At 68.0% G+C, this 24,378-nt stretch carries 26 protein-coding genes; 4 read left to right on the top strand and 22 right to left on the bottom strand.

Annotated elements, in window-relative coordinates; genetic code table 11:
- Positions 1–79: 79 nt before the first annotated feature.
- The 17 genes from AAFM92_06930 to AAFM92_07010 form a co-directional block, all read right to left on the bottom strand.
- A complete protein-coding gene (locus AAFM92_06930) occupies positions 80–460 on the bottom strand; it encodes a hypothetical protein (GenBank protein ID MEL7300101.1) in 381 nt (126 codons plus the stop codon).
- Positions 457–636, bottom strand: coding sequence for a hypothetical protein (locus tag AAFM92_06935; protein MEL7300102.1), 180 nt, complete (start codon positions 634–636; stop codon positions 457–459). The genes AAFM92_06930 and AAFM92_06935 overlap by 4 nt, the downstream gene beginning before the upstream one ends.
- A 1-nt stretch (position 637) precedes the next feature.
- On the bottom strand, positions 638–1,531 hold the full coding sequence (locus AAFM92_06940; GenBank protein ID MEL7300103.1) for a sulfotransferase family protein: 894 nt from the start codon (positions 1,529–1,531) through the stop codon (positions 638–640).
- Positions 1,532–1,590: 59 nt separating this feature from the next.
- On the bottom strand, positions 1,591–2,361 hold the full coding sequence (locus AAFM92_06945) for an enoyl-CoA hydratase-related protein (protein ID MEL7300104.1): 771 nt from the start codon (positions 2,359–2,361) through the stop codon (positions 1,591–1,593).
- On the bottom strand, positions 2,351–3,238 hold the full coding sequence (locus tag AAFM92_06950; protein MEL7300105.1) for a hydroxymethylglutaryl-CoA lyase: 888 nt from the start codon (positions 3,236–3,238) through the stop codon (positions 2,351–2,353). The genes AAFM92_06945 and AAFM92_06950 overlap by 11 nt, the downstream gene beginning before the upstream one ends.
- Entirely contained in the window at positions 3,226–3,867 is a 642-nt protein-coding gene (locus AAFM92_06955; protein ID MEL7300106.1) for a glutathione S-transferase family protein, read from the bottom strand. The genes AAFM92_06950 and AAFM92_06955 overlap by 13 nt, the downstream gene beginning before the upstream one ends.
- On the bottom strand, positions 3,864–5,786 hold the full coding sequence (locus AAFM92_06960; protein MEL7300107.1) for a biotin carboxylase N-terminal domain-containing protein: 1,923 nt from the start codon (positions 5,784–5,786) through the stop codon (positions 3,864–3,866). The genes AAFM92_06955 and AAFM92_06960 overlap by 4 nt, the downstream gene beginning before the upstream one ends.
- Positions 5,783–6,265, bottom strand: coding sequence for a hypothetical protein (locus AAFM92_06965; GenBank protein MEL7300108.1), 483 nt, complete (start codon positions 6,263–6,265; stop codon positions 5,783–5,785). Before AAFM92_06965 ends, AAFM92_06960 begins: the two co-directional genes overlap by 4 nt.
- Positions 6,262–6,675 (bottom strand): ASCH domain-containing protein, encoded by a 414-nt coding sequence (locus AAFM92_06970; GenBank protein MEL7300109.1) that lies wholly within the window; start codon positions 6,673–6,675, stop codon positions 6,262–6,264. The genes AAFM92_06965 and AAFM92_06970 overlap by 4 nt, the downstream gene beginning before the upstream one ends.
- Entirely contained in the window at positions 6,672–8,237 is a 1,566-nt protein-coding gene (locus tag AAFM92_06975) for a carboxyl transferase domain-containing protein (GenBank protein MEL7300110.1), read from the bottom strand. Before AAFM92_06975 ends, AAFM92_06970 begins: the two co-directional genes overlap by 4 nt.
- The gene (locus AAFM92_06980) at positions 8,234–8,725 is read right to left on the bottom strand and encodes a lysozyme inhibitor LprI family protein (GenBank protein ID MEL7300111.1); all 492 of its coding nucleotides are present in this window, start codon (positions 8,723–8,725) and stop codon (positions 8,234–8,236) included. The genes AAFM92_06975 and AAFM92_06980 overlap by 4 nt, the downstream gene beginning before the upstream one ends.
- Positions 8,722–9,450, bottom strand: coding sequence for an NAD(P)H-dependent oxidoreductase (locus tag AAFM92_06985; protein ID MEL7300112.1), 729 nt, complete (start codon positions 9,448–9,450; stop codon positions 8,722–8,724). Before AAFM92_06985 ends, AAFM92_06980 begins: the two co-directional genes overlap by 4 nt.
- The gene (locus AAFM92_06990; GenBank protein MEL7300113.1) at positions 9,447–9,773 is read right to left on the bottom strand and encodes a hypothetical protein; all 327 of its coding nucleotides are present in this window, start codon (positions 9,771–9,773) and stop codon (positions 9,447–9,449) included. Before AAFM92_06990 ends, AAFM92_06985 begins: the two co-directional genes overlap by 4 nt.
- Positions 9,773–10,264, bottom strand: coding sequence for a hypothetical protein (locus AAFM92_06995; protein ID MEL7300114.1), 492 nt, complete (start codon positions 10,262–10,264; stop codon positions 9,773–9,775). The genes AAFM92_06990 and AAFM92_06995 overlap by 1 nt, the downstream gene beginning before the upstream one ends.
- Positions 10,261–11,424, bottom strand: a complete 1,164-nt coding sequence (locus AAFM92_07000; protein ID MEL7300115.1) for an isovaleryl-CoA dehydrogenase — start codon at positions 11,422–11,424, stop codon at positions 10,261–10,263. Before AAFM92_07000 ends, AAFM92_06995 begins: the two co-directional genes overlap by 4 nt.
- A 64-nt stretch (positions 11,425–11,488) precedes the next feature.
- Positions 11,489–12,679, bottom strand: coding sequence for a DegT/DnrJ/EryC1/StrS family aminotransferase (locus AAFM92_07005; protein MEL7300116.1), 1,191 nt, complete (start codon positions 12,677–12,679; stop codon positions 11,489–11,491).
- A 32-nt stretch (positions 12,680–12,711) separates the two neighbouring features.
- Entirely contained in the window at positions 12,712–13,371 is a 660-nt protein-coding gene (locus AAFM92_07010; protein MEL7300117.1) for an HAD-IA family hydrolase, read from the bottom strand.
- A 109-nt stretch (positions 13,372–13,480) separates the two neighbouring features.
- Here AAFM92_07010 and glmU point away from each other — a divergent pair, with 109 nt between their 5' ends.
- Positions 13,481–14,827 carry a bifunctional UDP-N-acetylglucosamine diphosphorylase/glucosamine-1-phosphate N-acetyltransferase GlmU gene (gene glmU, locus AAFM92_07015; GenBank protein MEL7300118.1) on the top strand — a complete coding sequence of 449 codons (1,347 nt, stop codon included), beginning with the start codon at positions 13,481–13,483 and terminating at the stop codon, positions 14,825–14,827.
- Positions 14,828–16,633: a glutamine--fructose-6-phosphate transaminase (isomerizing) gene (gene glmS, locus AAFM92_07020; protein ID MEL7300119.1), complete on the top strand. Its 1,806-nt coding sequence runs from the start codon at positions 14,828–14,830 to the stop codon at positions 16,631–16,633.
- 3 nt (positions 16,634–16,636) lie between these two features.
- On the opposite strand, the gene AAFM92_07025 is transcribed toward glmS, so the two are convergent.
- Positions 16,637–17,014 carry a hypothetical protein gene (locus AAFM92_07025; GenBank protein MEL7300120.1) on the bottom strand — a complete coding sequence of 126 codons (378 nt, stop codon included), beginning with the start codon at positions 17,012–17,014 and terminating at the stop codon, positions 16,637–16,639.
- A gap of 96 nt (positions 17,015–17,110) precedes the next feature.
- Between AAFM92_07025 and moaA the strand changes: the two genes are divergently transcribed.
- Both moaA and AAFM92_07035 read left to right on the top strand, forming a co-directional pair.
- Positions 17,111–18,121: a GTP 3',8-cyclase MoaA gene (gene moaA / locus AAFM92_07030; protein MEL7300121.1), complete on the top strand. Its 1,011-nt coding sequence runs from the start codon at positions 17,111–17,113 to the stop codon at positions 18,119–18,121.
- A 3-nt stretch (positions 18,122–18,124) separates the two neighbouring features.
- Entirely contained in the window at positions 18,125–19,360 is a 1,236-nt protein-coding gene (locus tag AAFM92_07035) for a 3-deoxy-D-manno-octulosonic acid transferase (GenBank protein ID MEL7300122.1), read from the top strand.
- Here the strand turns inward: AAFM92_07035 and AAFM92_07040 are convergent.
- From AAFM92_07040 to AAFM92_07055, 4 genes are all read right to left on the bottom strand, one after another.
- Entirely contained in the window at positions 19,357–20,520 is a 1,164-nt protein-coding gene (locus AAFM92_07040; GenBank protein MEL7300123.1) for a M20 aminoacylase family protein, read from the bottom strand. The two genes, AAFM92_07035 and AAFM92_07040, sit on opposite strands and share 4 nt — an antisense overlap.
- A gap of 8 nt (positions 20,521–20,528) precedes the next feature.
- Positions 20,529–21,167 carry a hypothetical protein gene (locus AAFM92_07045; protein MEL7300124.1) on the bottom strand — a complete coding sequence of 213 codons (639 nt, stop codon included), beginning with the start codon at positions 21,165–21,167 and terminating at the stop codon, positions 20,529–20,531.
- Entirely contained in the window at positions 21,164–22,321 is a 1,158-nt protein-coding gene (gene argE, locus AAFM92_07050; protein MEL7300125.1) for an acetylornithine deacetylase, read from the bottom strand. Before argE ends, AAFM92_07045 begins: the two co-directional genes overlap by 4 nt.
- A gap of 93 nt (positions 22,322–22,414) precedes the next feature.
- Entirely contained in the window at positions 22,415–24,262 is a 1,848-nt protein-coding gene (locus tag AAFM92_07055) for an ABC transporter ATP-binding protein (GenBank protein MEL7300126.1), read from the bottom strand.
- Positions 24,263–24,378: the final 116 nt, after the last annotated feature.

A 24,378-nucleotide genomic window follows, 5' to 3' on the forward strand; every position in this document is an offset into this window, starting at 1 on the left:
GCGTCACGGAAGGCCACATTTGCCCCGAAATCATGTCCTTCCGGGCAAAAGACGCACCGCGCCCGCGCCCCGGCCCGCGCTAGCCCCAGGGCCGCGCGCCCTGCGTGACCACCACGTAGAGACAGAGCGCAAAGGCCACGAAGGAGGCGAAGGCCGCCATGGCATGGGGTGCCACGCGCCCGCCGCGCCGCGCATAGATGATGACATCGACCATGGAGGCGAGGATGAACGCGGCCTGCAGCCCCGCCATCACCGCGAAGTCACGGTATAGCACGGCCATGACCGTCAGCGCGAGAAATGTGAGATAGCGCCCGGCCATCACCTCGGGCAGAGCCTCCGGCGCGTGATCGAGCTTGGCCAGCGATCGCGCCGGATCCTGGACCATGATCGCGGCGATGAAGCCCGTGACCGACAACGTCACCACCGAGACAAAGGCGAAGATCGCCCCGGCGAGGGTCACTTCCGGTCCCCGCCAAAGCCGATCTTGTCTCCGAAGGCCATGAGCCAGAGGAGGAGCACCGCGAGGATAGGAAACGCGGCGACGAGCGCCGCATAGGCCGGGATGCCGTAGCGCGGCAGCAGGATCCAGAACGGGACGATCACGAGAACGCAGTAGACCGCGTACCAAAGCAGCATGTCAGAGAGCCTCCATGTTGGTCGCCCAGGCTTCGGGCACGCGGCCGAGATGCCCGGCGACGGCCTCGTATTGAGGGGCGAGGAAATCAAGGGCGGGCTGCCGGAGATCATCGCGCATGACCACGTCCTGCCCGGGATGCACCTTGCGCTCGAGCGGCGCGGGCGCCGGCGGCAGACCGAGCCACGCGCAGAGCGCCCCGTAGCCCGCATCGCTCATGAGCTCTTCCATCACCATGACGCGGAAGCGCTCCGGCGGCAGGGCCGCGCCGAGGCGCGCGATGGTGGCGGCATAGTCGCCGCGCTCCGTCAGGTGCGTCTCATGGCCTTTGTGAAGGATGCGCCAGAGCGTGGCGTTGGATTTCTTCGGTACGGTCTGGCCTTCCATGAGCTGCCGCTCGGCCTGCATCCGCACCGCAGACCAAAGCCGCGCGAGAGGATCGCGCACGAGGTAAAGCAGCCGCACATCGGCGCTGAGCGCGGCCATGTCCTTGAGCTTGGCTTTGCTCAGCAGCCCGTAGGCGGGGCAGATATCAGCAGCGAGCCGGGCCTCTCCTGCCCGGTTGAGCACGTATTCGAGATAGGCGCCATGCCCCTTGCGCGGGGCATCAAGCATCGCAATGAGGCCCGCCATGTCGGCGATCCGCCGCTCCATGTTGCGGACCTGCCAGCCGCGCCCTGCGGCCTCGGCCTCTTCGCGGGTGGTCTCAAAGCGGCGCAGCTGCGCGCGGAAGGCGTCGAGCTGTTTCGCGCGGATGGGGGGCGAGAACGTATCCCAGTAATGGAGCTCCTTCACCGCTGGCAGGGCGCAATCCTCGCGGTCCGCGAGGGTGCGATAGAGCCAGGACGTCCCGGCCTTAGTCGCTCCGATGCCAATGAGGAGAATGGGTCCGCTCACGTCGCCCTCGATACGCTTCGCCGCGCAGTCTGGCGAGCGCGCCTGGGGCCGTCAACGGATCAGGAAACCCAGGGCGGCGTGCGTTTCTCGAAGAAGGCCCCGATCCCTTCCGCCGCCTCCTCGGATCGCCAGCGCGCGATGAGCGCGTCCATCGTGTGCGCGATCAACGCCGCGTCGATGGGCGGCCGGAGCGCGCGGGCGAGCGCCTTCGTCTCTGCCACGGCGCCCGGCGCGCAGGACAGGTAGGGCGCGACCTCAGCGTCGATCGCGGCGTCGAGCCCATCCGCGGGCACCACGCGGGCGAGAATGCCGAGGCGCACGGCCTCCTCGGCTCCGAAGCGCCGCGATGACATGAAGACCTCCGTCAGGCGTGGCCCCATCTTCGCGGCCACGTAGGGCCCGATCGTCGCCGGGATGAGCCCGAGACGCGTCTCCGTGAGCCCGAGGAGCGCACCTTCCACGCCGATGGCCACGTCAGCGAGACAGGCGAGCCCTACCCCGCCGCCAAAGGCGTTGCCGTGGATCCGCGCGATGACCGGCACATCGGTGAGATGGAGCGCATGAAACATGTCCGCCAGCCGCTGTGCCTCCGCCCGGCGGCCCGCGTCGGAGGCCTCGAATTGCGCCCGCATCCAGCCGAGATCGCCACCGGCGCAAAAGCTCTTTCCCGAGGCCGCCAGCACCAGCACGCGCACCCCGCCAGGTGTGATCGCGCGGACGGCCGTCGTGATCGCATCCAACATCTCCGCGTTCATGGCGTTGTGCACAGCCGGGCGCGCCAGCGTCAGCGTCAGCACGCCACGCGCGTCGAGGTGGGTTTCAATTGTCATGCACGCGCCCCACCAATTTCCGGGCGAAATCGCCCAGCGCTTTCAGTTCTCGAACATCGATGCCCGTCTCGTAGCCCAACGCCTCCACATGCCCGACCACGGCCTCCGTGGCGACATTACCGGGGGCTCCGGGCGCGTAGGGACAGCCGCCCAGGCCTGCAACGGAGCTGTCGAAGCGGCGAATCCCTGCCGCGAGCGCCACGTCCACATTGGCGAGGGCGAGGCCCTGCGTGTCATGGAAATGCGCCGCCACCTGCGCGGGGTTCCAGGGGGGCAGCGCGGTCTCGAACATCGCCGCCACGCGCTCGGGCGTCCCCTTCCCCACCGTGTCGGCGAGCGCGAGCGAGTTGCAGCCGAGCGCCAAGAGCTCTTCCGAAAGCGCACCCACAGCGGCAGGCGCCACGTAGCCCTCGAAGGGGCAATCTGTGACGCAGCTGATATAGCCGCGCACCCTCACGTCAGCAGGCTTTTCCGCCATGATCTCGCGCACGCGACCGAGGCTTTCGGCCACCGAGCAGCCGAGATTGGCCTCGCTGAAAGCTTCGGTCGCCGACACGAAAACAGCGATGCGGGAGATGTCGAAGGCCGTCTCCCCGCGCACCTCAAGATATTGCGCGAGCCGGCGCGCATTGGGAATGAGCACCATGCCCCGCACACCCTCGAGCGGCCCCACGGCGCGCAGGACCTCCCCCGTCGCCGCCATTTGCGGCACGCGGGACGGGTTCACGAACGAACCGACCTCGATCTGACGGAGCCCCGCGGCGGCGCAGGCGCGGATGAACGCGGCCTTCTCGGCGACGGAGATCTCCGCGCGCTCGTTCTGGAGCCCGTCGCGCGGGCCCACTTCGATGATCTCGACGGCGCCTAACTCGCCCATGCCGGATAAAACTCCTGGCTGTAGAGCTTCTGCGCGCCGGGCAGTGACGCCTCGAAGGCCTGCCGCGCGGTGATCCGCGCGTACCAGGCCGCGAGCTTTGGAAAGCCATCGAGCGGCGTGAAATGCCGCGCCATATAGACGGCCTGCCCCACGGCGATGTCGGCGGCAGAGAAGCTCCCGAGCAGGTACTCCCCGAGGCCGCCTTCCAGCGCAGCATAGCACTTTTCGATGCGCTTGGCCTCGATCTGCATGACGATGGGCGAGCGCATGTGATCCTCGTAGAGCACCACGTGCTGCTGTGTGAGCGCCGCGCTATGCTGGCTGATGGTCTCCGCGAAATGCAGCCAGCCCAGCCACGTCGCGCGCTCTGGATCGCCCGGTGCGCGGCCGAGCCCGGCCTCCGGAAAGCGCTCGCAGAGCACCTCCATGATCGCCCCGGACTCGAAAAGCACCGCGCCATCGAGCTCCAGCGCGGGCACGCGTCCGGCCGGGTTGAGCGCGAGAAAGTCCGGGCTTCGCAGCGTCTTGTCGAATGGCCATTCGCGGAGCTCGAAGTCCACGCCGAGCTCGTGGAGCAGCCAGAGCACCCGCATGGAGCGCGTCTGCGGGCAGTGGTGGAGCCGGATCACTCCGCTGTCTCCAGCCGGATGATGGGCGCGCCCGCCTGCGTCTGCGCCCCGGCCCGGCCCACGACCTCGGCGATGATCCCGTCGCGCGGCGCGCGCAGCGTGTGCTCCATCTTCATCGCCTCGAAAACGGCGAGCGGGTCCCCCGCCTGCACGGCCTGCCCCACCTCGGCCATGACGGCCTTGAGAAGCCCGGGCATGGGCGCCTCCAAGAGGTCCGCGCCCGCGCTCTCGTCCACGGCCACGCGCAGATCCGGCACCTCGAAGACATAAGGCGATCCGTAAAACACCGTCACCCCGTGGGCGTCGCGGTGGATGGAGGCGCGCACCGGCGCGCCGTCGATCCACCAGGTGCCGTCGCGCAGGGCCACGTCATACGCCCCGGCGCGGAAGCTCTCGGCATGGGTTTCCACGGCGATATCGATTATCTCGCCGCCGAAGCTGAGGCGCGCAGTCCGCGTGAGCGGCGCCCAGAGGGAAAAGCCGCTGAGGAAACTCCGCGGCCCGTGGAGGCCGAGCGCGCCGAGGGCCGCGAGTGCCTGCGTCTTCGAACAGGGCCGTGCGTCTTCGGTGAGCGCGCTGCCTTCGCCCGCGATGAGACCCGTGTCAAAGGTCCCCGCGACGAAATCCGGCACGCGGATGAGACGCCGCAGGAAGGCGAGATTGCAGGTCAGGCCCGCGATCTGGGTCTCCGCGAGGGCACGGTCGAGCGCGGCGAGCGCCGCCGTCCTGTCCGCACCCTGGCAGATGACCTTCGCGATCATCGGATCATAGAACGGGCTGATGGCGTCCCCCTCCCGGACGCCGCTATCCACCCGCGCCCCTTCCGGGAATGCGAGCCGCGTGAGCCGCCCCGTGGCCGGGAGGAAGCCCGCAGCCACGTCCTCGGCATAGAGCCGCGCCTCCACGGCGTGCCCGGTGAGCGTGATCTCTTCCTGCGCGGCTGGGAGCGGCGCGCCAGAGGCAACGCGCAGTTGCCATTCCACGAGGTCGATGCCCGTGATCGCCTCCGTCACCGGGTGCTCCACCTGCAGGCGGGTGTTCATCTCCATGAAATAGAACCGGTCCGGCCTGAGCCCGTCGGAGGCGTCCACGATGAACTCCACGGTGCCCGCCCCGGCATAGCCGATGGCCTCTGCCGCGCGCACGGCGGCGGCGCCCATGGCCTCCCGCATCTCGGGCGTCATGCCGGGCGCTGGCGCTTCCTCGATCACCTTCTGGTGCCGCCGCTGAAGCGAGCAATCCCGCTCGAAGAGGTGGACGGCCCGAGCCCCATCGCCGAAGACCTGCACCTCGATGTGGCGCGGGCTCGCCACGTATTTCTCGATGAGGACGTCGGCGTTGTCGAAGGCGCCCTTGGCTTCCGAGCGTGCCGAGGCGAGCGCCGCGTCGAAGTCCTTCGCGGCCTCCACGATGCGCATGCCCTTTCCGCCGCCACCGGCCACGGCCTTGATGAGGACGGGGTAGCCCACCTCCTCGGCCGCCTGGCGCAGGGACTCATCCGCCTGATCGGCCCCGTGGTAGCCGGGCACGACCGGCACGCCCGCCGCCTCCATCCGCGCCTTGGCCGCATCCTTGAGCCCCATCGCCCGGATAGCCTCCGCGGAGGGGCCCACGAAGACGAGCCCCGCGGCCTCGACTTTCGCAACGAAATCAGGGTTCTCGGAGAGGAATCCGTAGCCCGGATGGATCGCGTCCGCTCCGGTAGACCGGGCGGCCTCGAGGATCGCATCCTGGCGCAGATAGCTCTCCGCAGGGGTCTGCCCGCCGAGCGGGACGGCCACGTCGCAGGCCGCCACATGGGCCGCGCCCGCATCTATATCGGAGAAGACGGCCACCGTATCCACGCCCATGGCCTGCGCCGTGCGCGCGATGCGCACCGCGATCTCGCCGCGGTTGGCGATGAGAAGCCTGCGGATCACTCTTCCCGCTCCTGCGCTTCGGCCCGGTAGGACCGATAGCGGTGCCGGTAGATGAGGTTCGGCCGGTCGGCTTCGAGCAGGTAGAAGATCACGCCCGCGCCGAGGATCGCGTTGATCACGCCATAGGCCGCAAGCGCCGGCGGGACCTCGAACGCCCCCCCACCGATGAGCTGGATGAAGCCGAACATCTCCCGCACCGCGAGCAGGATCGCGAGGACATAGGACCACGGCGCGCGAAAGATCAGGCCCGCCGCGCAGACCAGCATGAGCAGCGTGAAGACGATGGGCACGATCCCGAAGCTGCCGAAGCTGATATTGAGCGCGGCCTCGAAGGAGCTCACCCCCGCGAACCAGACGGCGATCCCGTATTCGATCACGCCCGGCCGTCCGCGCGGATGCCCGAAGGCCTCCGTGGGCGTGACATAAACCCAGTGACGCCCCATGGCATCGGGCTCTGTCAGGACACTGTCTTTCTTCATTCGATCACCTCGATGAGCCGGAAGCGCTCGCAGACGAGCATCATGTCCGGCGACCAGCCGCCGTGGCGGTCGAAGAAGATGCGGTGCGCCTCCCGCCATGACGCGTAATCCGGGAATTCCCCCTCGGCGAGGGCGAAGTCCTCTCCCACATCGTCAAACTTGCACTGGGTGACATCCGTGGTTTCGATGACGGCCACGGGCGTGTCGTCCCAGGCGAGCGCGATGTCGCGACGCCCGATGGCAGGCATCGACGCGGGCTCCGCTTCGTATTCGCGCAACGCCGCGCAAGTGGCTGTTTTCTTTCCCGAAATGACGAGGGGCAGGATCTCCGCGCTCATCTCGGCACTGTCGCCGAACTTGAACGTGATCGCGCCCGGATAGCGGGCCTTGAGGGCGGCGAGATCTGTCACATGCGGAACACGCCGAAGCGTGTCTCCTCGATGGGTGCGTTCAGCGCCGCCCGCAGCGAAAGCGCAAGCACCTCGCGGCTCTTGCGCGGGTCGATGACGCCGTCGTCCCAGAGCCGGGCGGAGGCGTAAAGCGGGTGGGACTGCTCTTCAAATTGATCAATAACCGGTTGTTTATAAGCGGTTTCTTCCTCCTCCGACCACGTCCCGCCGCCACGCTCGATCGCATCGCGGCGCACGGTCGCGAGGACGCCTGCCGCTTGCGGTCCGCCCATGACGGCGGTGCGGGAGGTGGGCCAGCTCCAGAGGAAGCGGGGCGAGTAGGCCCGGCCCGCCATGCCGTAATTCCCCGCCCCGAACGAGCCGCCGACGATGAGCGTGATCTTCGGGACCGAGGTGCAGGCCACGGCGGTCACCATCTTGGCGCCGTGGCGCGCGATGCCCTCGTTCTCGTATTTCCGGCCGACCATGAAGCCGGTGATATTCTGCAGGAAAATCAGGGGGATACGCCGCTGCGAGCAGAGCTCGATGAAATGCGCGCCCTTCTGCGCGGCCTCGGAAAAGAGCACGCCATTGTTGGCCAGGATCCCGCAGGGCATGCCCTCGATCCGCGCGAAGCCGCAGACCAGCGTCTCGCCGAACCGCGCCTTGAATTCATCGAAGCCGTCACCGTCCACGATGCGGTCGATCACCTCGCGGATGTCGTAGGGCGTGCGTAGGTCGGCGGGGATGACGTCAAAGAGGTCATCCATGGTTTTGTGCGGTTTTGTGCAATCCGCGGAGACTGGCATCGCGTTTTGTACACCGTGATCCCCGAGGTTGCGCACCGCCTCCCGCACAAGCGCAAGGGCGTGGGTGTCGTCCTCGGCCAGCGTGTCGACGACGCCCGAGACCTTCGCGTGGACCTCCCCGCCGCCCAGATCCTCGGCGCTCACGATCTCGCCAGTCGCGGCCTTCACGAGGGGCGGCCCGGCGAGGAAGATCGTCCCCTGCTCGCGCACGATGATGGAGACGTCGGCCATGGCGGGCACGTAAGCTCCGCCCGCGGTGCAGGAGCCGAGCACCGCCGCGATCTGCGGGATGCTCGCCGCGCTCATCCTCGCCTGATTGTAAAAGATGCGCCCGAAGTGGTCACGGTCCGGAAAGACCTCGTCCTGGTTGGGGAGGTTCGCGCCACCCGAATCCACAAGGTAGATGCAGGGCAGCCGGTTCTCTTCGGCGATCTCCTGGGCACGGAGGTGCTTTTTCACTGTCATCGGGTAGTAGGTGCCGCCCTTCACCGTGGCGTCGTTGGCCACGATCATGCAGAGCCGCCCGTGGACCGCACCAATCCCCGCCACGACGCCCGCGCAGGGTGCCGCACCGTCATACATCCCGTGCGCCGCCGTGGCTCCCACCTCGAGGAAGGCCGCGCCAGGGTCGAGCACGGCGGCCACGCGATCCCGCGGCAGCATCTTGCCCCGCGCCACGTGCCGCTCGCGCGCTTTTTCGCCGCCGCCGGCCGCAGCCGCCATGGCTGCCTCGGCCACTTGGGCGAGCGCCGCCTCGTGCGCCGCGCGGGTCATTCGAGGCCCGTCCCGCGCTGGAGGACAAGCGTCTGCCGCGCGGTCTCCTGCATCATGCAGGCGGCCGAGGCCGGGCCGCCGCCCGTTCCGCCGCCCCATTTCGCCCGCTCAAAGGCGCAGAGGCCGTCGCGATAGCCGATCCAGGCGCGCTGCATCTCGCGGATGGGCGCGACCATGGGCGGCGTCCGCAGGCCGAACTCCTCGGCATCCGCCTCGATCTCCCCGGCCTCCGCGAGCAGCGCCTGGTAGGCCGTGTTGAGCTCCGCATCCCACCATGCCCATTCGGCGGCGAGGCACCCGCCCATGCCCACCGTGGTCGTCCCGCCCTCGGTCATATCCATGCAGGCCGCGGCCGCGCGGCCCACGCAGAGGAGCTTTGCGTGCTCGCTCTCCTGCGCCGCGAGGCAGGCGGTGGTCGCGTCGATATCGAACACGAGGTCCTCGGCCATCACCGGGGCGGCGAGCAGGAGGAGCACACTCCACTTCACGCGCGGTATTCCGGGTTCTCGAAGTCAAATCGCGCGCCCGCCTTCCAGGCTTCGCGATCATTGCCCTCGTTTGGGATGCCGTCCTTCAGCATCTTGGCGAGGTGCATCAGGTTCCACGTCATGATGGTGGTGTTGCGCTGGGTGAAATCGTTGTCGAAGCCCACGCGACCGCCCTGCCCGTCATCGTCACCGTAGGAGGGCCCCGGCCCCGCCTCGCCGATCCAGCCGGCATCGGCCTGCGGCGGTATCGTGTAGCCCAGATGCGAGAGCGCGTAACCGATGGTCATCGCCGCGTGCTTGATGCCGTCCTCGTTGCCCGTGATGAGGCAGCCGCCCGTCTTGCCATAGTAGATCGACTGGTTCTTCTCGTTGAGCATGCCGGACATGGCGTAGAGCCGCTCGATGAGGACACGGCAGACCGAGCTTTCCTCGCCGAGCCAGAGCGGCGTGCCCACGACGAGGATGTTGGCGGCCTTCACCGTTTCCCAGATCTCGGGCCAGTCGTCCTTTTCCCAGCCGTGATCCGTCATATCAGGATAGACCCCGGGCGGGACGTCATGGGCAAGCATGTGGACATGCTCCACGGCCACGCCGTGCTTTTCCATGATCGCGGCAGAGGCCTCGAGCAGCAGCCGCGTATGGCTGTCCTCGGCGCGCTTCTGCAGCGACGTGTTGATGAAGAGTGCCTTGAGCCCCTCAAAGCGCATGCCCGCCTCCCCTGTCATGCTTCGGGCACCTCGCCTTCGCGGGCGGCGTATTCCAGCCCCCCGCCCCGGTTGACGCCGTAGAGAAATGCAGCGCCGCCCCCCGGCGGTTCGCAACGGACCTCGACCCAGACGCGGCCCTGTTCGCCGGGCACGCCCACGCAATCCGTCACGGCGGCGCCGGGCCCGATGAGCGTGTCATGGTCGGTGATGTATTCGCCCGCGTAGTATTCGATGACCGCGCTCTCGGTGACGGCATCGCGCTCGATGCGGAGCTTGAGGCCGGTATAGCCCACGATGAGGATGAGCACGAACACCGGCGCGAAGTAGAGCCAGCGCGGCATCACCGGAGGCTCGACACTTCGTCATAGAGCCGCTCGAGATCGCCCAGCGCCTGCCCGGCCGCGTCCGCGGCGCAGGCGGCGGCATCGCCTGTGCAGCTATGGGGGCTGAGCCAGCGGGCGGGCGTGGACAGGCGGCGCGCCTGAAGTGCAGGGAGCGCGTCGATGTCCACCCGGCGCAGCGCGCGCTCGATGTCGGCGCGCACGGTCGCGGCCTCCGAGGACCACCGGCCACTGAGACCGTCGCGGCATTTCGTGCTCGCGCAATCCGCGAGCGCTGCGTCCCGGCACGCGGCCCGCGTCAGCGCCGTGGCTGTTTTCATGAGCCGCGGGTCACAATCGGGGCCGGTGCAGCGCTCGTGCGGGAAGCGCTCCGAGAACGTCGCCATGACGCGCGCCTCGTAGCCGTCCCCGAGGCACGCCTCGTATTTCGCCACGCCCGCCATGGCCGTGCCGGCCCAGAGGACGAGGCAGAGGACGGCCCCTCGGATCACGCCATGGCTCCCACGAGCTCACGGCCCACGAGCATCCGGCGGATCTCGGACGTACCCGCGCCGATCTCCATCAGCTTGGCGTCGCGGAAGATGCGCGCGACGGGCGCGTCATTGAGAAAGCCCGCGCCGCCCATGGCCTGGATCGCCTGATGGGCCTGTTTCATCGCCTCCTCGGAGGCGTAAAGGCAGCAGGCGGCGGCGTCCTGCCGCGTCACCTCCCCCCGGTCGCAAGCCTTGGCGACCTCGTAGACGTAGGCCCGGGCGGAATTCATGGCGGTGTACATATCCGCGATCTTGCCCTGCATGAGCTGGAAGTTTCCGATGGGCTGGCCGAACTGCTTGCGCTCGGAGACGTACGGCATGACCTCGTCGAGGCAGGCGGCCATGATGCCGAGCCCGATCCCCGCGAGCACGACGCGCTCGTAATCGAGGCCGGACATGAGGACCTGCACGCCCTTCCCTTCCTCGCCCAAGACGTTCTCGAAGGGGACTTCCACGTCATCGAAGATGAGCTCGCCCGTATTCGAGCCGCGCATGCCAAGCTTGTCGAAATGGGGCGAGGTGGAGAAGCCCGTCATCTCTTTCTCGATGAGGAAGGCGGTGATGCCCTTGGAGCCGCCATCGGGATCCGTCTTGGCGTAGACGACGAGGGTGTCGGCGTCCGGCCCGTTGGTGATCCAGTATTTGGTGCCGTTCAGGCGGTAATGGTCGTTCCGCTTCTCGGCGGCGAGCTTCATGGAGACGACGTCGGAGCCCGCCCCGGCCTCGGACATCGCGAGCGCGCCGACATGTTCGCCGGAGACGAGCTTGGGCAGGTATTTCGCCTTCTGCTCGTCAGTGCCGTTCAGCTTGATCTGGTTCACGCAGAGGTTCGAATGGGCGCCGTAGGAAAGCGAGACCGAGGCCGAGGCCCGCGCGATCTCCTCGATGACGAGCGTATGGTCGAGATATCCCATGGCCGCGCCGCCGTAATCCTCGCCAACGGTGATGCCGAGGAGGCCGAGATCGCCCATCTCCTTCCAGAGTTCCTTGGGGAAGTCGTTCGTCCTGTCGATTTCGGCGGCCAGGGGCTTCACCCGCTCCTGCGCCCAACGGTGGGCCACGTCGCGGATCGCCTCGGCGTCCTCATCGAAATCGAACCTCATGGAATGATGAAACATCGCTTCCTCGAATAATTGAACACTCGTTCAGAAAAGTAGCCCGCGGCCCCGCCCCTGTCCAGCGTTAGCGGCTCTGGTGCACGGCGCTGACCTCTTGGCGAATGATGCGCGCGATGAGGGCGCAATCCTCGAGGCTGAAGGTGAGCGGCAGGCGCATATCCATCACGGCCCGCAAGATGCGGTCCGTGGCTGGCATGGGCTCGGGGTCCGCGTAGCGCCAGCTCTGGTAGGTGGACGTGAAGGCCACGGGCTCCGGCGCGCCGAACCACTTGAGCTCGACCCCCCGCGCGGCACAGCGCGACACGACGGCACGGATCGCCTCGTCGGCCCAGTCGAGGAGCAGGAATTGGTAGGACGAGGCCACGAAGGCCTCCCGCTTCTCGCGCCGGATCCGCGTGAGGCCGGGGCACTCGGCGAGGCCGTCATCGACGGCGGCGTATCGCTCGTTCCAGCGCGCGCATTGCGCCTCGAGCCGCTTGAGCTGCGGGCGCAGGATCGCGGCACGGAGATTATCCATGCGGCCCGAGATATTGGGCATGTCGTACTTGATGCCCTCGAAGGCCTCGGGCGGCGGTGCGGCGCGATGCTTGCGATAGAGCATGTAGCTGCCCGAGAGCATGACAGCGCGCGCCATGATCTCCGCGTCATCGCTGACGATGAAGCCGCCCTCGCCGGAATTGACGTGCTTGTAGGTCTGCGTGGAATAGCAGCCCACATGGCCGTGGCGCCCGCTCCAGACGCCGTTCCACTGCGCGCCCATGGTATGCGCGCAATCCTCGATCACGATGAGCCCCTCGCGGGCCGCGAGCTTCATCACCGCGTCCATGTCGCAGATATGGCCGCGCATGTGAGAGAGCATCAGCACCCGCGCCGCGCCCGCCTTGGCGGCGAGATCGGCAAGGTCGATCGTGAGCCCCTCCGTGACTCCCACGAAGACCGGATGCGCGCCCACGCTGGCGATGGCGCCGGGCACGGGCGCAAGCGTGAACGCATTGGAGAGCACCGGGTCGCCGGGCTTCACGCCCGCGGCGCGGAGCGCACAGGACAGCGCGTATCCCCCCGAGGCCACGGCGAGGCAGTATTTCGCGTCCATCTGCGCGGCGAACTCTTCCTCGAGGCGCGCGGTCTCGGCCACCTCCCCCTCTGCCTCGTTGTAGCGGTGCAGCCGCCCGTGGCGCAGCACGTCGAGCGCCGCCACGATCCCCTCCTCGGGGATCGGTTCCTGCTGCGTGAAGCTGCCGGTGAAGGTCTCCATGGCAGGGAGCTAGGCGGCGCGCGCGGGCAACGTCAAGGGAGGAGCCGCGCGGCCAGGGCGGGAAGCGCGGCGTAATCATCGAGCCACGCATCGGGCGACATCTCCGCGCGGCTCTCTGCATCGGGGCTGAAGGAGACCGAGACCGATGGCACCCCCGCGGCCCGCGCTGTGCGTTCGTCGGTCATGCTGTCTCCCACGAGGAGCGCGCGCTTCGGGTCCCCGCCCACGCGCGCCACCGCCTCGAAGAAGGGCGCGGGGTCGGGCTTGCGCACGGGGAGCGTGTCAGCCCCGACGAGCGCGCCGAAGCGGTCCCGCACTCCGAGGGAGGTCATGAGCGCCTCCGCGAGGCCCTCGGGCTTGTTGGTGCAGATCGCCACGCTGAAGCCCTCCGCGCGAAGGCGCTCCACGGCCTCGAGCGCCCCGGGATAGAGCACCGTGTGATGATCGAGCGCCGCCGCGTAGTGCCGCAGGAGCTTGGGATATTCCGCCTCCACCGCCTCCGCGCCATGGCCCTCGACCCGCGAAAAGCCGAGCGCCAGCATGGCCTTACCGCCCCGGAGCGCCGTGCCCGCATCGCCCGCGTCCAGGAGCCTGCCCAGCCCCAGCCCCTCGAAGCAGGCATTCGCCGCCGCCAGGAGATCACCGCTCGTATCGGCGAGCGTGCCATCGAGATCAAAAATCACACTGCGCATCATTCCGCCGAACCCCGTTTCACATCGACACGCAAAGTGACGGCCAAATGCCTTGCGGCAAGGCCGCATTTGATGGTTATCAAAAAGAAAACAAAACCGAGGCCCGAGTATGCCCACTGCACTCATCGTCCTGGCCGCCGGGCGCGGCACGCGGATGCAATCGGACCTGCCCAAGGTGCTCCACGAGATCGCGGGCGCGCCGCTTCTTGTCCATGCGCTCGACAGCGCCCGGGAGCTGGAGGCCGAGCAGAAGATCGTCGTCACCGGATCCGGCGCCGAGGCGGTGGAGGCCGCGGCGATGGCCCATGACGAGACCCTGACGTGTGTCCGCCAGACAGAGCAGCTCGGCACCGGGCATGCCGTGCTTCAGGCAAAGGAGGCCCTCGCGGGCCACGAGGGCCCCGCCTTCGTGCTCTACGGCGACACGCCCTTCGTGCGCCCCGAGACGCTGCGGGCCATGGCGGAGGCGCTCGAGGAGGCCAGCGTCGTTGTGCTCGGCTTCGAGGCCGCCGATCCCGGGCAATACGGGCGGCTCGTGACGGAGGGCGACCGGCTCCTCCGGATCGTGGAATGGAAGGACGCCTCCGCGCAGGAACGCGCGATCACGCTCTGCAACAGCGGGCTTGTCGCCGCCGATGCCACGCTCCTTTTCGAGCTTCTCGGCGAGGTGACGAACACCAACGCGGCGGGCGAGTACTACCTGACCGACCTGCCGGGGCTCGCCGGCCAGCGCGGGCTCGTCACCCGCGTCGTCACCTGCCCGGAGGAAGAGACGCTGGGGATCAATTCCCGGGCAGACCTCGCCGCCGCCACGGCCGCGTTCCAGGCACGGGCCCGGCGCGAGGCGCTGGAGGACGGTGCGCAACTCGACGCGCCCGACACTGTCTTTTTCGCCTTCGACACGGTGCTCGGCCGGGATTGCACGGTGGAGCCCAATGTCGTCTTCGGCCCTGGCGTGACCGTGGAGACCGGGGCCCGCATCCGTGCGTTCTCCCATCTCGAGGGGTGCCATGTCGCCCGCGGGGCCGTCGTGGGCCCCTATGCCCGCCTCCGCCCCGGCGCGGAGCTCGCCGAGGACGTGCGCGTGGGCAACTTCGTGGAGGTGAAGGCCGCCGAGATCGGCGAAGGCGCCAAGATCAATCACCTCTCCTATATCGGCGACGCGGCCATCGGCGCGGGCACGAATGTGGGCGCAGGCACCATCACGTGCAACTACGACGGCGTCATGAAGCACCGCACGGAGATCGGGAAAAACGCCTTCATCGGCTCGAACACGATGCTCGTGGCGCCGGTGACGGTGGGCGACGAGGCCATGACGGGCTCCGGCTCCGTCATCACGAAGGACGTCGCCGAGGGCGACCTCGCCGTGGCCCGCGCGCGGCAGGAGAACAAGCCCGGCCTCGCGCGGAGGCTGATGGCCAAACTGCGCGACATCAAGGCGAAGAAAGGCAAGTAAATGTGCGGAATCGTAGGAATTCTCGGAAGGCACGAAGTCGCGCCCATGCTCGTCGAGGGGCTCCGGCGGCTCGAATATCGCGGCTATGACAGCGCGGGCATCGCCACCGTCAACGATGGCGCGCTCGACCGCCGCCGCGCGGTGGGCAAGCTCGTCAATCTGAGCGATCTCCTCGTGCATCAGCCGCTCGCGGGCAAATCCGGGATCGGGCATACCCGCTGGGCCACCCACGGCGCGCCCACCGAGCTCAACGCCCATCCCCACCGCGCCGCCAAGGTCGCCGTCGTCCATAACGGGATCGTGGAGAATTACCGGGAGCTGCGCGACGAGCTGAAGACGCACGGGATCGAGTTCGTCACGCAGACCGATACCGAGACGGTCGCCCTCCTCTGCCAGCATTTCATGGATGGCGGGCAATCGCCCGTGGACGCCGCGCGGAGCACCGTGGCCCGGCTCGAGGGTGCCTTTGCTCTGGCCTTTCTCTTCGACGGGCTGCCTGACCTTATGGTCGCCGCGCGGAAGGGCTCCCCCCTCGCCATCGGGCACGGCGAAGGCGAGGTCTTCCTCGGCTCCGACGCCATCGCGCTCGCGCCGCTCACGGATCGCATCACCTATCTCGAAGAGGGCGATTTCGCCGTCCTCACCCGCCAGAGCATCGACATCGAGGACAGGCACGGGCGCCGGGCCAACCGCGCGGTCCATACCGTCCAGATCGACCAGGGCGCCACGGACAAGGGCGGCCACAAGCACTTCATGGCCAAGGAAATCGCCGAGCAGCCCGCCGTTATTGACCGCTGCCTTGCGGCCTATCTTGACGGGGACACGATCACGCTGCCCGACGGGTTCGATTTCGAGGGGATCGAGCGTGTCACGCTCGTGGCCTGCGGCACGGCCTTTTACGCCTGCATGGTGGCCAAGTACTGGTTCGAGCAGCTGGCGCGGCTCCCCGTGGAGATCGATATCGCCTCCGAATTCCGCTACCGCGAGCCACCGGTAAGCCCGAACACGCTCGCGATTTTTGTGAGCCAATCCGGCGAGACGGCAGATACGCTGGCCGCGCTCCGCTACATGGAAGGCAAGGCGGCCAAGATCGCCGCCGTCGTCAACGTCACGACCTCGACCATCGCGCGGGAGAGCGACCTCGTCTTCCCCATCCACGCGGGTACGGAGATCGGCGTGGCCTCCACGAAGGCCTTCACCTGCCAGCTCACGGTGCTGGCGCTCCTCGCGCTGAAGGCCGCTCTCGCCAAGGGACAGCCCTTGCCCGAGGACGCCCTCGAAAACCTGCGCCTCGTGCCGGGCCTCGTGCAGCACGCACTCACACTCGCCCAGCGGTCCACCGACGTCTCGCGTTCGCTGGCAGAGGCGCGCGACATCATCTTTCTCGGCCGCGGCGCGCTCTATCCCCTGGCGATGGAAGGTGCGCTGAAGCTAAAGGAAATCAGCTACATACACGCCGAAGGTTATGCGTCAGGTGAGCTGAAACACGGCCCCATCGCCCTTATCGACGACAGCGTGCCCGTGGTCGTCATGGCCCCGCGTGACGCCCTCTTCGACAAGACCGTCTCCAACATGCAGGAGGTGATGGCGCGCGGCGGGCGCGTCGTGCTCATCACCGACAGCGCCGGGGCGAAGATGGCCGGCGACGGCGCGTGGGAGACGATCCTCTTGCCCGAGATCGACCCGCTCTTCGCCCCCATCCTCTATGCGGTGCCCGCGCAGATGCTCGCCTACTACACCGCCGTGGCCAAGGGGACGGACGTGGACCAGCCGCGCAACCTCGCGAAATCCGTCACCGTGGAGTGATGCTCAGAGCGGTGTCACGCGGATCGGCACCACCGCGGTCAGCGGCACGCCGAGCCCTTGCAGCGCCGCCAGCGACGCCCGGCTTCCCGCCGTGCGCGCCCCGTCGATGGGGATAAGGGTCACGTCGAGCGAGGTGCCTGTCTCCACCGCCGTGATGCGCCCCGGCCCTTGCCTGTCGACAAGCGGTGTCCTGAGCCAAAGCCCGGGCTCGGCGGCGTTGCCCAAGGTCGCGAGGGTCTCTGCCGGGGCCGCGGCGGTGGCGGGCGGCGCTTCGGGCGCCGCCTCGTCGGGCTCGGGCACCAGTGCCGCCTCGTCGACCGGCTGAGGGCCGACCGGAACGGCGAACTCCGCGCATCCTGCACAGAACGCCAGAAAAGCCATCACAATCACGCGCATACCTACCGCTACCGCCCTCAAGGGATGCGCGCAACAGGCGGGGGGCTTCACACGGCAACGGACCGCGCATAGACCTTTGCCATGGCCAACGCCCCCGCCCTCATCGATCCGTTCCAGCGCGCGATCACCTACCTCCGCCTCTCGGTGACGGATCGCTGCGATTTCCGCTGCCTCTATTGCATGTCAGAGAAGATGACCTTCCTGCCCAAGGCGGAGCTTTTGTCGCTGGAAGAGCTCGACCGGCTGGCCTCGGCCTTCATCCGGCTGGGCGTGGAAAAGCTGCGCATCACCGGCGGCGAGCCCCTCGTCCGGCGTGATATCATGCAGTTCTTCGAGGCCATGGGCCGCCACCTCGAGACCGGTGCGCTCAAGGAGCTCACCGTGACGACGAACGGCTCCCAGCTTGCCCGCTTTGCCGATGATCTCGCCCGGACTGGCGTTCGGCGGATCAATGTCTCGCTCGACACGCTCGACGCCGTGAAATTCAAGGAGGTCACGCGCTGGGGGCGGCTCGCGCAGGTGCTCGACGGGCTCGATGCCGCGCAGGCCGCCGGGCTCCGCGTGAAGCTCAATACCGTCGCGCTCAAGGGCTTCAACGAGGAGGAGCTCTTCGACCTCCTCGCCTTCTGCGAAACGCGCGGGATGGACATCACCTTCATCGAGGTCATGCCCATGGGCGATCTCGGCAATGAAGACCGGCTCGATCAGTATTGGCCCCTGTCGGACCTGCGCGCGCGCCTCGCCGCGCGCTACACGCTCACCGAGCTCAGCCACCGCACGGGCGGGCCCGCGCGCTATGTGCGGATCAATGAGACGGGGCAGCAGGTGGGCTTCATCACGCCGCTCACGCACAATTTCTGCGAAAGCTGCAACCGCGTGCGCGTCACCTGCACCGGCGAGATCTTCACCTGCCTCGGGCAGGAGGGAAAATCCGACCTGCGCGCGCCGCTCCGCGCCTCCCCCGAAGATGCCCCGCTCGAAGAGGCGATCCGCGCGGCCATCGGTCTCAAGCCTCGCGGGCATGATTTCGACTATGCCCGCGGGGTGGCCGACGGGCAGATGAGCCGGCACATGTCCCATACCGGCGGTTAGGCCGTGACCGCCCTCCTGCGCATCTATGGCCTCGCGACGCGGGCCTTGCTGCCCCTCGCGATGCGCAGCGAACGAAAGAAGCTCGCGGCGGCGGGCATGGAAGACCGGCTGCCCGAGAAACTTGGCCATGGCGACAGCCCCCGCCCGGAGGGACGGCTCCTATGGGTCCATGCGGCCTCCGTGGGCGAGAGCCTCTCCGCGCTCAACCTCATCACGCGACTGACCAAGCGGGCACGGATCCTTGTCACGACGGGCACGCCCACCTCCGCCAAGCTCATGGCGGCGCGGCTCCCGGAGGGGGCGTTTCATCGTTTTGCGCCGCTCGATGCCAGCGCAGCCGTGGCGCGCTTTCTCGACCATTGGCGCCCGGACGCGGCGCTCTTCATCGAGAGCGAGCTTTGGCCGCATATGATCCAGGCGCTCGAGGCGCGCGGCCTGCCCCGGGCGCTGGTGAATGCGCGCATGTCAGAGACATCCCTGAAACGCTGGCAGAAGCGCCCGGCCACGGCGCGCGCGCTCCTCTCGGGCTTCGCGCTCGTGCTGACGCAGACGGATACGCTTGCCCATGCGCTCGCCCATCTCGGCGCGCCGCGGGCGGAGAAGGCGCGCAATCTGAAAAGCATGGCCGCGCCGCTCCCCACCGACGCGGGGCTCATGGCGGAGGTCCCGCACAAGTCCTGGGTCGCGGCCTCGACCCATCCGGGCGAGGAAGAGCTCATTCTCAACGCCCAGGCCATTGTGCTCGAGCAGCATCCGGACGCCACGCTCCTTCTCGCCCCGCGGCACCCCGAACGGGGCGAGGCGGTGGCGCGCCTCATCGTCAACCGCGGCTGGCCTGCGCCGCGCCGGAGCGCGGGAGAGGGCCCAGGCGGGCCCGTCTGGCTCATCGATACGCTGGGCGAACTCGGCAGTCTTTACGCGGCCGCACCCATCGTCTTCCTCGGCGGATCACTGACGAAGGTGGGCGGGCACAACCCCTACGAGCCCGCGCAGCACGGCGCGGCAATCATCACCGGGCCCCATATCCAGAATTTCACCGATGCCTTCGCGGAGTTCGACACCCGCAAGGCCGTGCAGCAGGTGACGAGCGTGCAGGCGCTGGCGAGCACCGTGGCCAACATGCTCACGCACCCGCCGCTCCTCCATGCCCGCCGCGAGGCCGTGCGGGACGTGGCCGGGCGGCAGGCCGAGGGCCTCGACCGGATCGAGGCCCAGATCGTTGAGGCGCTGGGGCTCTAGCTCGCGAGGGGCAGCCGCTGTTCGACGATCTCCGTCCACCAGCTGCAGCCCGCGGGGATCGCGTCATCGTTGAAGTTGTATTCCGGGTGATGGACGCTGGCGGTGTCCCCGTTGCCCATGAGGATATAGGCGCCGGGCCGCGCGTTGAGCATGAAGGCGAAGTCCTCGCCGCCCATGACCAGGGGGGCATCCGCGCATTCCCCGGCCACCTTGCGGGCCATGTCCGCGGCGAAATCCGTCTGTTCGTCGCTGTTGACCATGACCGGGTAGCCGCGCTGGTAATCGACGAGGGCCTCTCCGCCATAGGCCGCGGCGGTCGTTTCGGCTACGGCGGAAAGCCGCGCCTCGACGAGGTCCTGAATGTCGGCGTCGAGGGTGCGCACGGTGCCACGAAGGGTCACCGTCTGCGGGATCACGTTGTGAGCGTTCGAGGAGGTCTGGAACGAGGTGACCGAGAGCACGGCCTGTTTCACCGGGTCCACGTTGCGGCTCACGATGCTTTGCAGCGCGATCACGATGTGGGAGGCCATCACGGTGGTATCCACGGCCTCCTGGGGTTTGGCGGCGTGGCCGCCCTTGCCCGTCACGGTGATGGTGAACTGGTCCGCGGCGGCGAAGAAGGCACCCGGGCGGATGGCGAACTTGCCCGCCTCGAGGCCCGGCCAGTTGTGCATGCCGTAGACCTCTTCCACGTTCCAGCGGTCGAGCATGCCGTCATCGACCATTTCCTTGCCGCCGCCGCCGCCCTCTTCGGCGGGCTGGAAGATCACGAGAACATCGCCGTCGAACTGCCGGGTTTCACACAGGTATTGCGCCGCGCCGAGGAGCATCGCCGTATGCCCGTCATGGCCGCAGGCATGCATCGCGCCCGGCGTCTTCGACGCGTAATCGAGCCCCGTGGCCTCGAGGATGGGGAGCGCGTCCATATCGGCGCGGAGCCCGATGGTGCGCCCCGAGCTGCCCTTGCCCTTGATGAGGCCCACGACGCCGGTGCGCCCGATCCCCTCTACGACCTCGTCACAGCCGAAGGCGCGCAGCTTCTCGGCCACGATCCCGCTCGTGCGATGCGTCTCGAAGAGAATCTCGGGATGCTCGTGGAGATCGCGGCGCCAGGCGGTGATGTCGGGCAGGAGTTCGGCGAAGCGGTTTTTGATGGGCATGGTCTCTCTTACTCCTCGAGCGCGCGGCTCAGCGTGGCTGTGAACTCTTCGGGGTCGTAGATGCCGTCGATGCGCGCGGTCTCGACCCCGTCTCTCAGGATCAATGTGGTGGGAAATGTCGTGATGGCCAGCGCGGCGCTGCGTTGAAAGGCCGCGCGGACGGGCTCCGTGTCCTCAGAGACGCGCGCGGCGGCGTGGGCGTCAATCGTCAGGCCCTGCGCCGCGGCAACCGCCGCGAGGACCGGGGCGGAGGTGATGTCCTGCCCGTCACGAAAATGGGCCTCTTGCAGGGCGTGGGCGAAATCGAGGCGCGCCTCGGCCGGGGCTTGCAGCAGCGCGTGGGACGGCGGGGCGGAGGCACTGACGGGGCTGTCCTCGGCTTCGATGAGCGCTAAGAAGGCGTCGGAGACATGCTGCCCGGTCGCAGCGGCCATGCGGGGCGCGGCGCCGCGAATGTAGGGCGCGGCATCCTTGTAGGGGCCCACGCGCGGCCCTGTGATGAGCCCGCCAGGCAAGACCTCCACGGCGAGGTCGGGATGGGCGGCGCGCGCAGCGTGCCAGGCGGGAATGAGGCCGAAACACCAGCCGCAGAGTGGATCGAACCCGTAGATGACCTCTTTGCCCGCGCCCGTCACTGGCCCCGTCACTGACACTGCGCGATGAGCTTCTGGAGGAAGGCCTCGCCCGCCTCGAACTGCGCCACGGTGATGTACTCGTTCGGCTGATGAGCTAGCGCGATGTCGCCCGGACCACAAATAACAGTGCTGAAACCGCCCGCCTGGAACCAGCCGCCATCCGTCCCGTAGGCGACGACCTGCTCGCCATTGTCGCCGGTGATGCGGCGCACGAGCTCTTCGGCGGGCCCGTTCGGCTCGGGGCTCACGCCCGGCCCGGGGGCGAGCATCCGGCAGGTGACGCCCGCGGTCGGATGCACGGCCCTCACCTCCGCATCCACCTCGTCGCAGAACGCCTTGAAACCCTTGAAGTGTCGCCCGTCCATCTCGGAGGGGACGTTGCGCACATCCACGCTGAAGGAGCAGTCCCGCGCAGTGATGTTGTGCGCCGTGCCGCCATTGAGCATGCCCACATGGAGCGTGGTGTAGGGCGGATCGAAGAGCGCGTCGTCCGGGTGGACGGGCTTGGCGCGGTTCTCCTCGGAGCGCTGGCGCAGCCACTCCACGAGGCGCGCGGCCACCATGGTGGCGCTCACGCCCTCATGCATCTTCGAGGAATGGACCTCGTAGCCGCGCACGTCGACGAAGCAGGCGTCACAGCTCTTGTGACCGCTGACGACGCGCATGCCCGTGGGCTCGCCCACGATGACCGCCTCCGCCGGGGGCAGCTTCTCCTTCATCGCCGCCACCAGCGGCCGCGCGCCGAGGAGGCCCACCTCCTCGTCATAGCTGAAGGCCAGCTGTATGGGCCGCCTGAGCGCCTTCATCTGCGGGACAGCGGCGAGCGCGAGCGCCACGAAGCCCTTCATGTCCGTCGTGCCGCGCCCGTAGAGCTTCCCGTCCTTCTCGGTCACGGTCCAGGGATCGGTCACCCAGTCCTGCCCGTCCACTGGCACCACGTCGGTATGGCCCGAGAGCACGACGCCGCCGGGCTCCTCCGGCCCGATATGGGCGAAAAGCGAGGCTTTCTCACCCGTCTCGTCGTAGTCGCGGTGGCAGGAGATGCCGTGGCCGTCGAGGTAGTCCTCCACGAAATCGATGAGCGGGAGATTCGTGTCGCGGCTCACCGTGGGGAACGCGACGAGACGGTCGAGCATGGCGCGGGCGGTCAAGGTCATGGCTGGCATGGTGGCAGCATCCGCTGTGAGTTCAAGAAAAGCGCCGTCCCGAGCATCCGCCCTCGACGCGGGAGGCCCCGGGTTAGGCCCGGGGCGTGGTGATCACGTGGCACGTGCGTACCCGGCCCATTCCCCCTGGAGCACGAGGTGGCCGGGCGAGACCTCGTCATATTCCGAGGGCGCGGGCTCGTAATCGATGGGATGGATCGGCGACGGGATCGGGCGGAAATTCAGATCCCGCTCGCTCTTTCTTCGGGTCGGGTCTGCCACGGGCACGGCCTTGAGCAGGCTCTGCGTGTACTGGTGCTGCGGGTTCTCGAAGACGGCGCGGCGGGGACCGATCTCCACGATGCGGCCCAGATACATCACCCCCACGATGTGGCTCACCCGCTCCACCACGGCCATGTCATGGCTGATGAAAAGCATGGAGATACCGAGCTCCGCCTGCAGCTCCATGAGCAGGTTGAGAACCTGCGCCTGCACGCTCACATCGAGCGCGCTCACGGCCTCGTCAGCGACGATGAGCTTGGGGTTCACGGCGAGCGCGCGGGCGATGGCCACGCGCTGCCGCTGGCCGCCCGAGAGCTCGTGGGGGAAGCGGCGCATGAAGCTCCGCGGCAGCTCCACCCGGTCGAAGAGCTCGGCCACGCGGTCGGCCTTGGCCTGCCCGCTCAGCATCCCGTAATTGTCAATCGGTTCAGCCACTTGGTCGGCGAGCTGCATCTGCGGATTGAGCGACGCGAAGGGATCCTGAAAGATCATCTGCATGTCCTTGCGCGCCTGCCGCAGCTCCTCCTCCGAAAGCGCGATGACATCGACGCCGTCGAGCCGCACTTCGCCTGAAAGCGGCTCCACGAGCCGCAGGAGCGCGCGCCCGCAGGAGGACTTTCCGCAGCCCGACTCGCCCACGAGCGAGAGCGTCTGCCCCTTCTTGATCGAAAAGCTTACGTCTTCGACCGCGTGCACATTGGCCACCGTCCGCCGAAAGAAGCCGCCCTTCACCGGGAACCGCGTGACCAGGTTGCGCACGTCGAGCAGTACATTCTCCTGCCCCGGGATCGGCAGGACCTCGGTCTCTCCCTTGCCGAGGAGCTTCATGGGCTCGGGCAGGTCCTTGCCCGTCATCTCGCCGAGCCGCGGCACGGCCGCGAGGAGCGCCTGCGTGTAGGGGTGCTGGGGCTTGGCGAAGATTTCGGCCACCGGCCCCTCCTCCACCTTCTCCCCGCGGAACATCACGACAACGCGGTCGGCCATCTGCGCCACGACGCTCATGTCATGGGTGATGAACATCACCGCCGTCCCTGTCTCCCGCTTGAGCCGGTCGATGAGCGCGAGGATCTCCGCCTGGATCGTGACGTCGAGCGCGGTGGTGGGCTCGTCGGCGATCAAGAGCTTGGGCTCGCAGGCCAGCGCCATGGCGATCACGACGCGCTGCCGCATGCCGCCCGAAAGCTCGTGGGGATACTGCGCGAGGCGCCGTTCGGGCTCTGGAATGCGCACCTGCTTGAGGAGCTCGAGCGCGCGCGCCTTCGCGGCCTCCTTCGAGAGCCCCTTGTGGACGATGAGCCCCTCGGTGAGCTGCCGCTCCACCGTGAAGACCGGGTTGAGCGAGGTCATGGGCTCCTGGAAGATCATCCCGATCTCGTTGCCCCGCAGCCCGCGCATGGACATCAGCGAGCGCTTCGCCATGTCCTCGGGGCCCTTGCCGCGATCGAAGAGGAGCTGGCCGTTGGTGATATCGCCACCGCCGAATTCCACGAGCCGCATGAGCGAGAGCGAGGAGACCGATTTGCCCGAGCCAGACTCGCCCACCACGCAGACCGTCTCGCCCGGATTGATCGTGAAGCTGACGTCCTTGACCCCCACCACGGGGCCGTCCTTTGTCTGGAATTCCACTCGAAGGTTGCGGATGTCGGCGACCGGTGTCTGGTCGGATGTCTGATCGAGCATGGTCCCTCCCCAAGCGTTGTGTGAGCGTGGCGGCGCTTTGCCCGGCTGTCAAACAGCTCCCCGGCGCTTCCGCGCGCAAATCAGGCAAAAGGTGAAAAATCAGCCGCTTGTCCCGA

Source organism: Pseudomonadota bacterium (genome assembly GCA_038533575.1).
GTDB lineage: Bacteria > Pseudomonadota > Alphaproteobacteria > Rhodobacterales > Rhodobacteraceae > Shimia_B.

Coding starts and splice junctions, on each gene's coding strand:
- AAFM92_07005 (MEL7300116.1), bottom strand. CDS start 12,679: ATGGAGACCTTCACCGGCAGCTTCACGCAGCAGGAACCGATCCCCGAG.
- AAFM92_06935 (MEL7300102.1), bottom strand. CDS start 636: ATGCTGCTTTGGTACGCGGTCTACTGCGTTCTCGTGATCGTCCCGTTC.
- AAFM92_07025 (MEL7300120.1), bottom strand. CDS start 17,014: ATGGCTTTTCTGGCGTTCTGTGCAGGATGCGCGGAGTTCGCCGTTCCG.
- AAFM92_06965 (MEL7300108.1), bottom strand. CDS start 6,265: ATGAAGAAAGACAGTGTCCTGACAGAGCCCGATGCCATGGGGCGTCAC.
- argE (MEL7300125.1), bottom strand. CDS start 22,321: ATGCCAGCCATGACCTTGACCGCCCGCGCCATGCTCGACCGTCTCGTC.
- AAFM92_07010 (MEL7300117.1), bottom strand. CDS start 13,371: ATGCGCAGTGTGATTTTTGATCTCGATGGCACGCTCGCCGATACGAGC.
- AAFM92_06945 (MEL7300104.1), bottom strand. CDS start 2,361: ATGACAATTGAAACCCACCTCGACGCGCGTGGCGTGCTGACGCTGACG.
- AAFM92_06975 (MEL7300110.1), bottom strand. CDS start 8,237: ATGACCCGCGCGGCGCACGAGGCGGCGCTCGCCCAAGTGGCCGAGGCA.
- glmS (MEL7300119.1), top strand. CDS start 14,828: ATGTGCGGAATCGTAGGAATTCTCGGAAGGCACGAAGTCGCGCCCATG.
- AAFM92_07040 (MEL7300123.1), bottom strand. CDS start 20,520: ATGCCCATCAAAAACCGCTTCGCCGAACTCCTGCCCGACATCACCGCC.
- AAFM92_07000 (MEL7300115.1), bottom strand. CDS start 11,424: ATGTTTCATCATTCCATGAGGTTCGATTTCGATGAGGACGCCGAGGCG.
- glmU (MEL7300118.1), top strand. CDS start 13,481: ATGCCCACTGCACTCATCGTCCTGGCCGCCGGGCGCGGCACGCGGATG.
- moaA (MEL7300121.1), top strand. CDS start 17,111: ATGGCCAACGCCCCCGCCCTCATCGATCCGTTCCAGCGCGCGATCACC.
- AAFM92_06950 (MEL7300105.1), bottom strand. CDS start 3,238: ATGGGCGAGTTAGGCGCCGTCGAGATCATCGAAGTGGGCCCGCGCGAC.
- AAFM92_06990 (MEL7300113.1), bottom strand. CDS start 9,773: ATGCCGCGCTGGCTCTACTTCGCGCCGGTGTTCGTGCTCATCCTCATC.
- AAFM92_06985 (MEL7300112.1), bottom strand. CDS start 9,450: ATGACAGGGGAGGCGGGCATGCGCTTTGAGGGGCTCAAGGCACTCTTC.
- AAFM92_07055 (MEL7300126.1), bottom strand. CDS start 24,262: ATGCTCGATCAGACATCCGACCAGACACCGGTCGCCGACATCCGCAAC.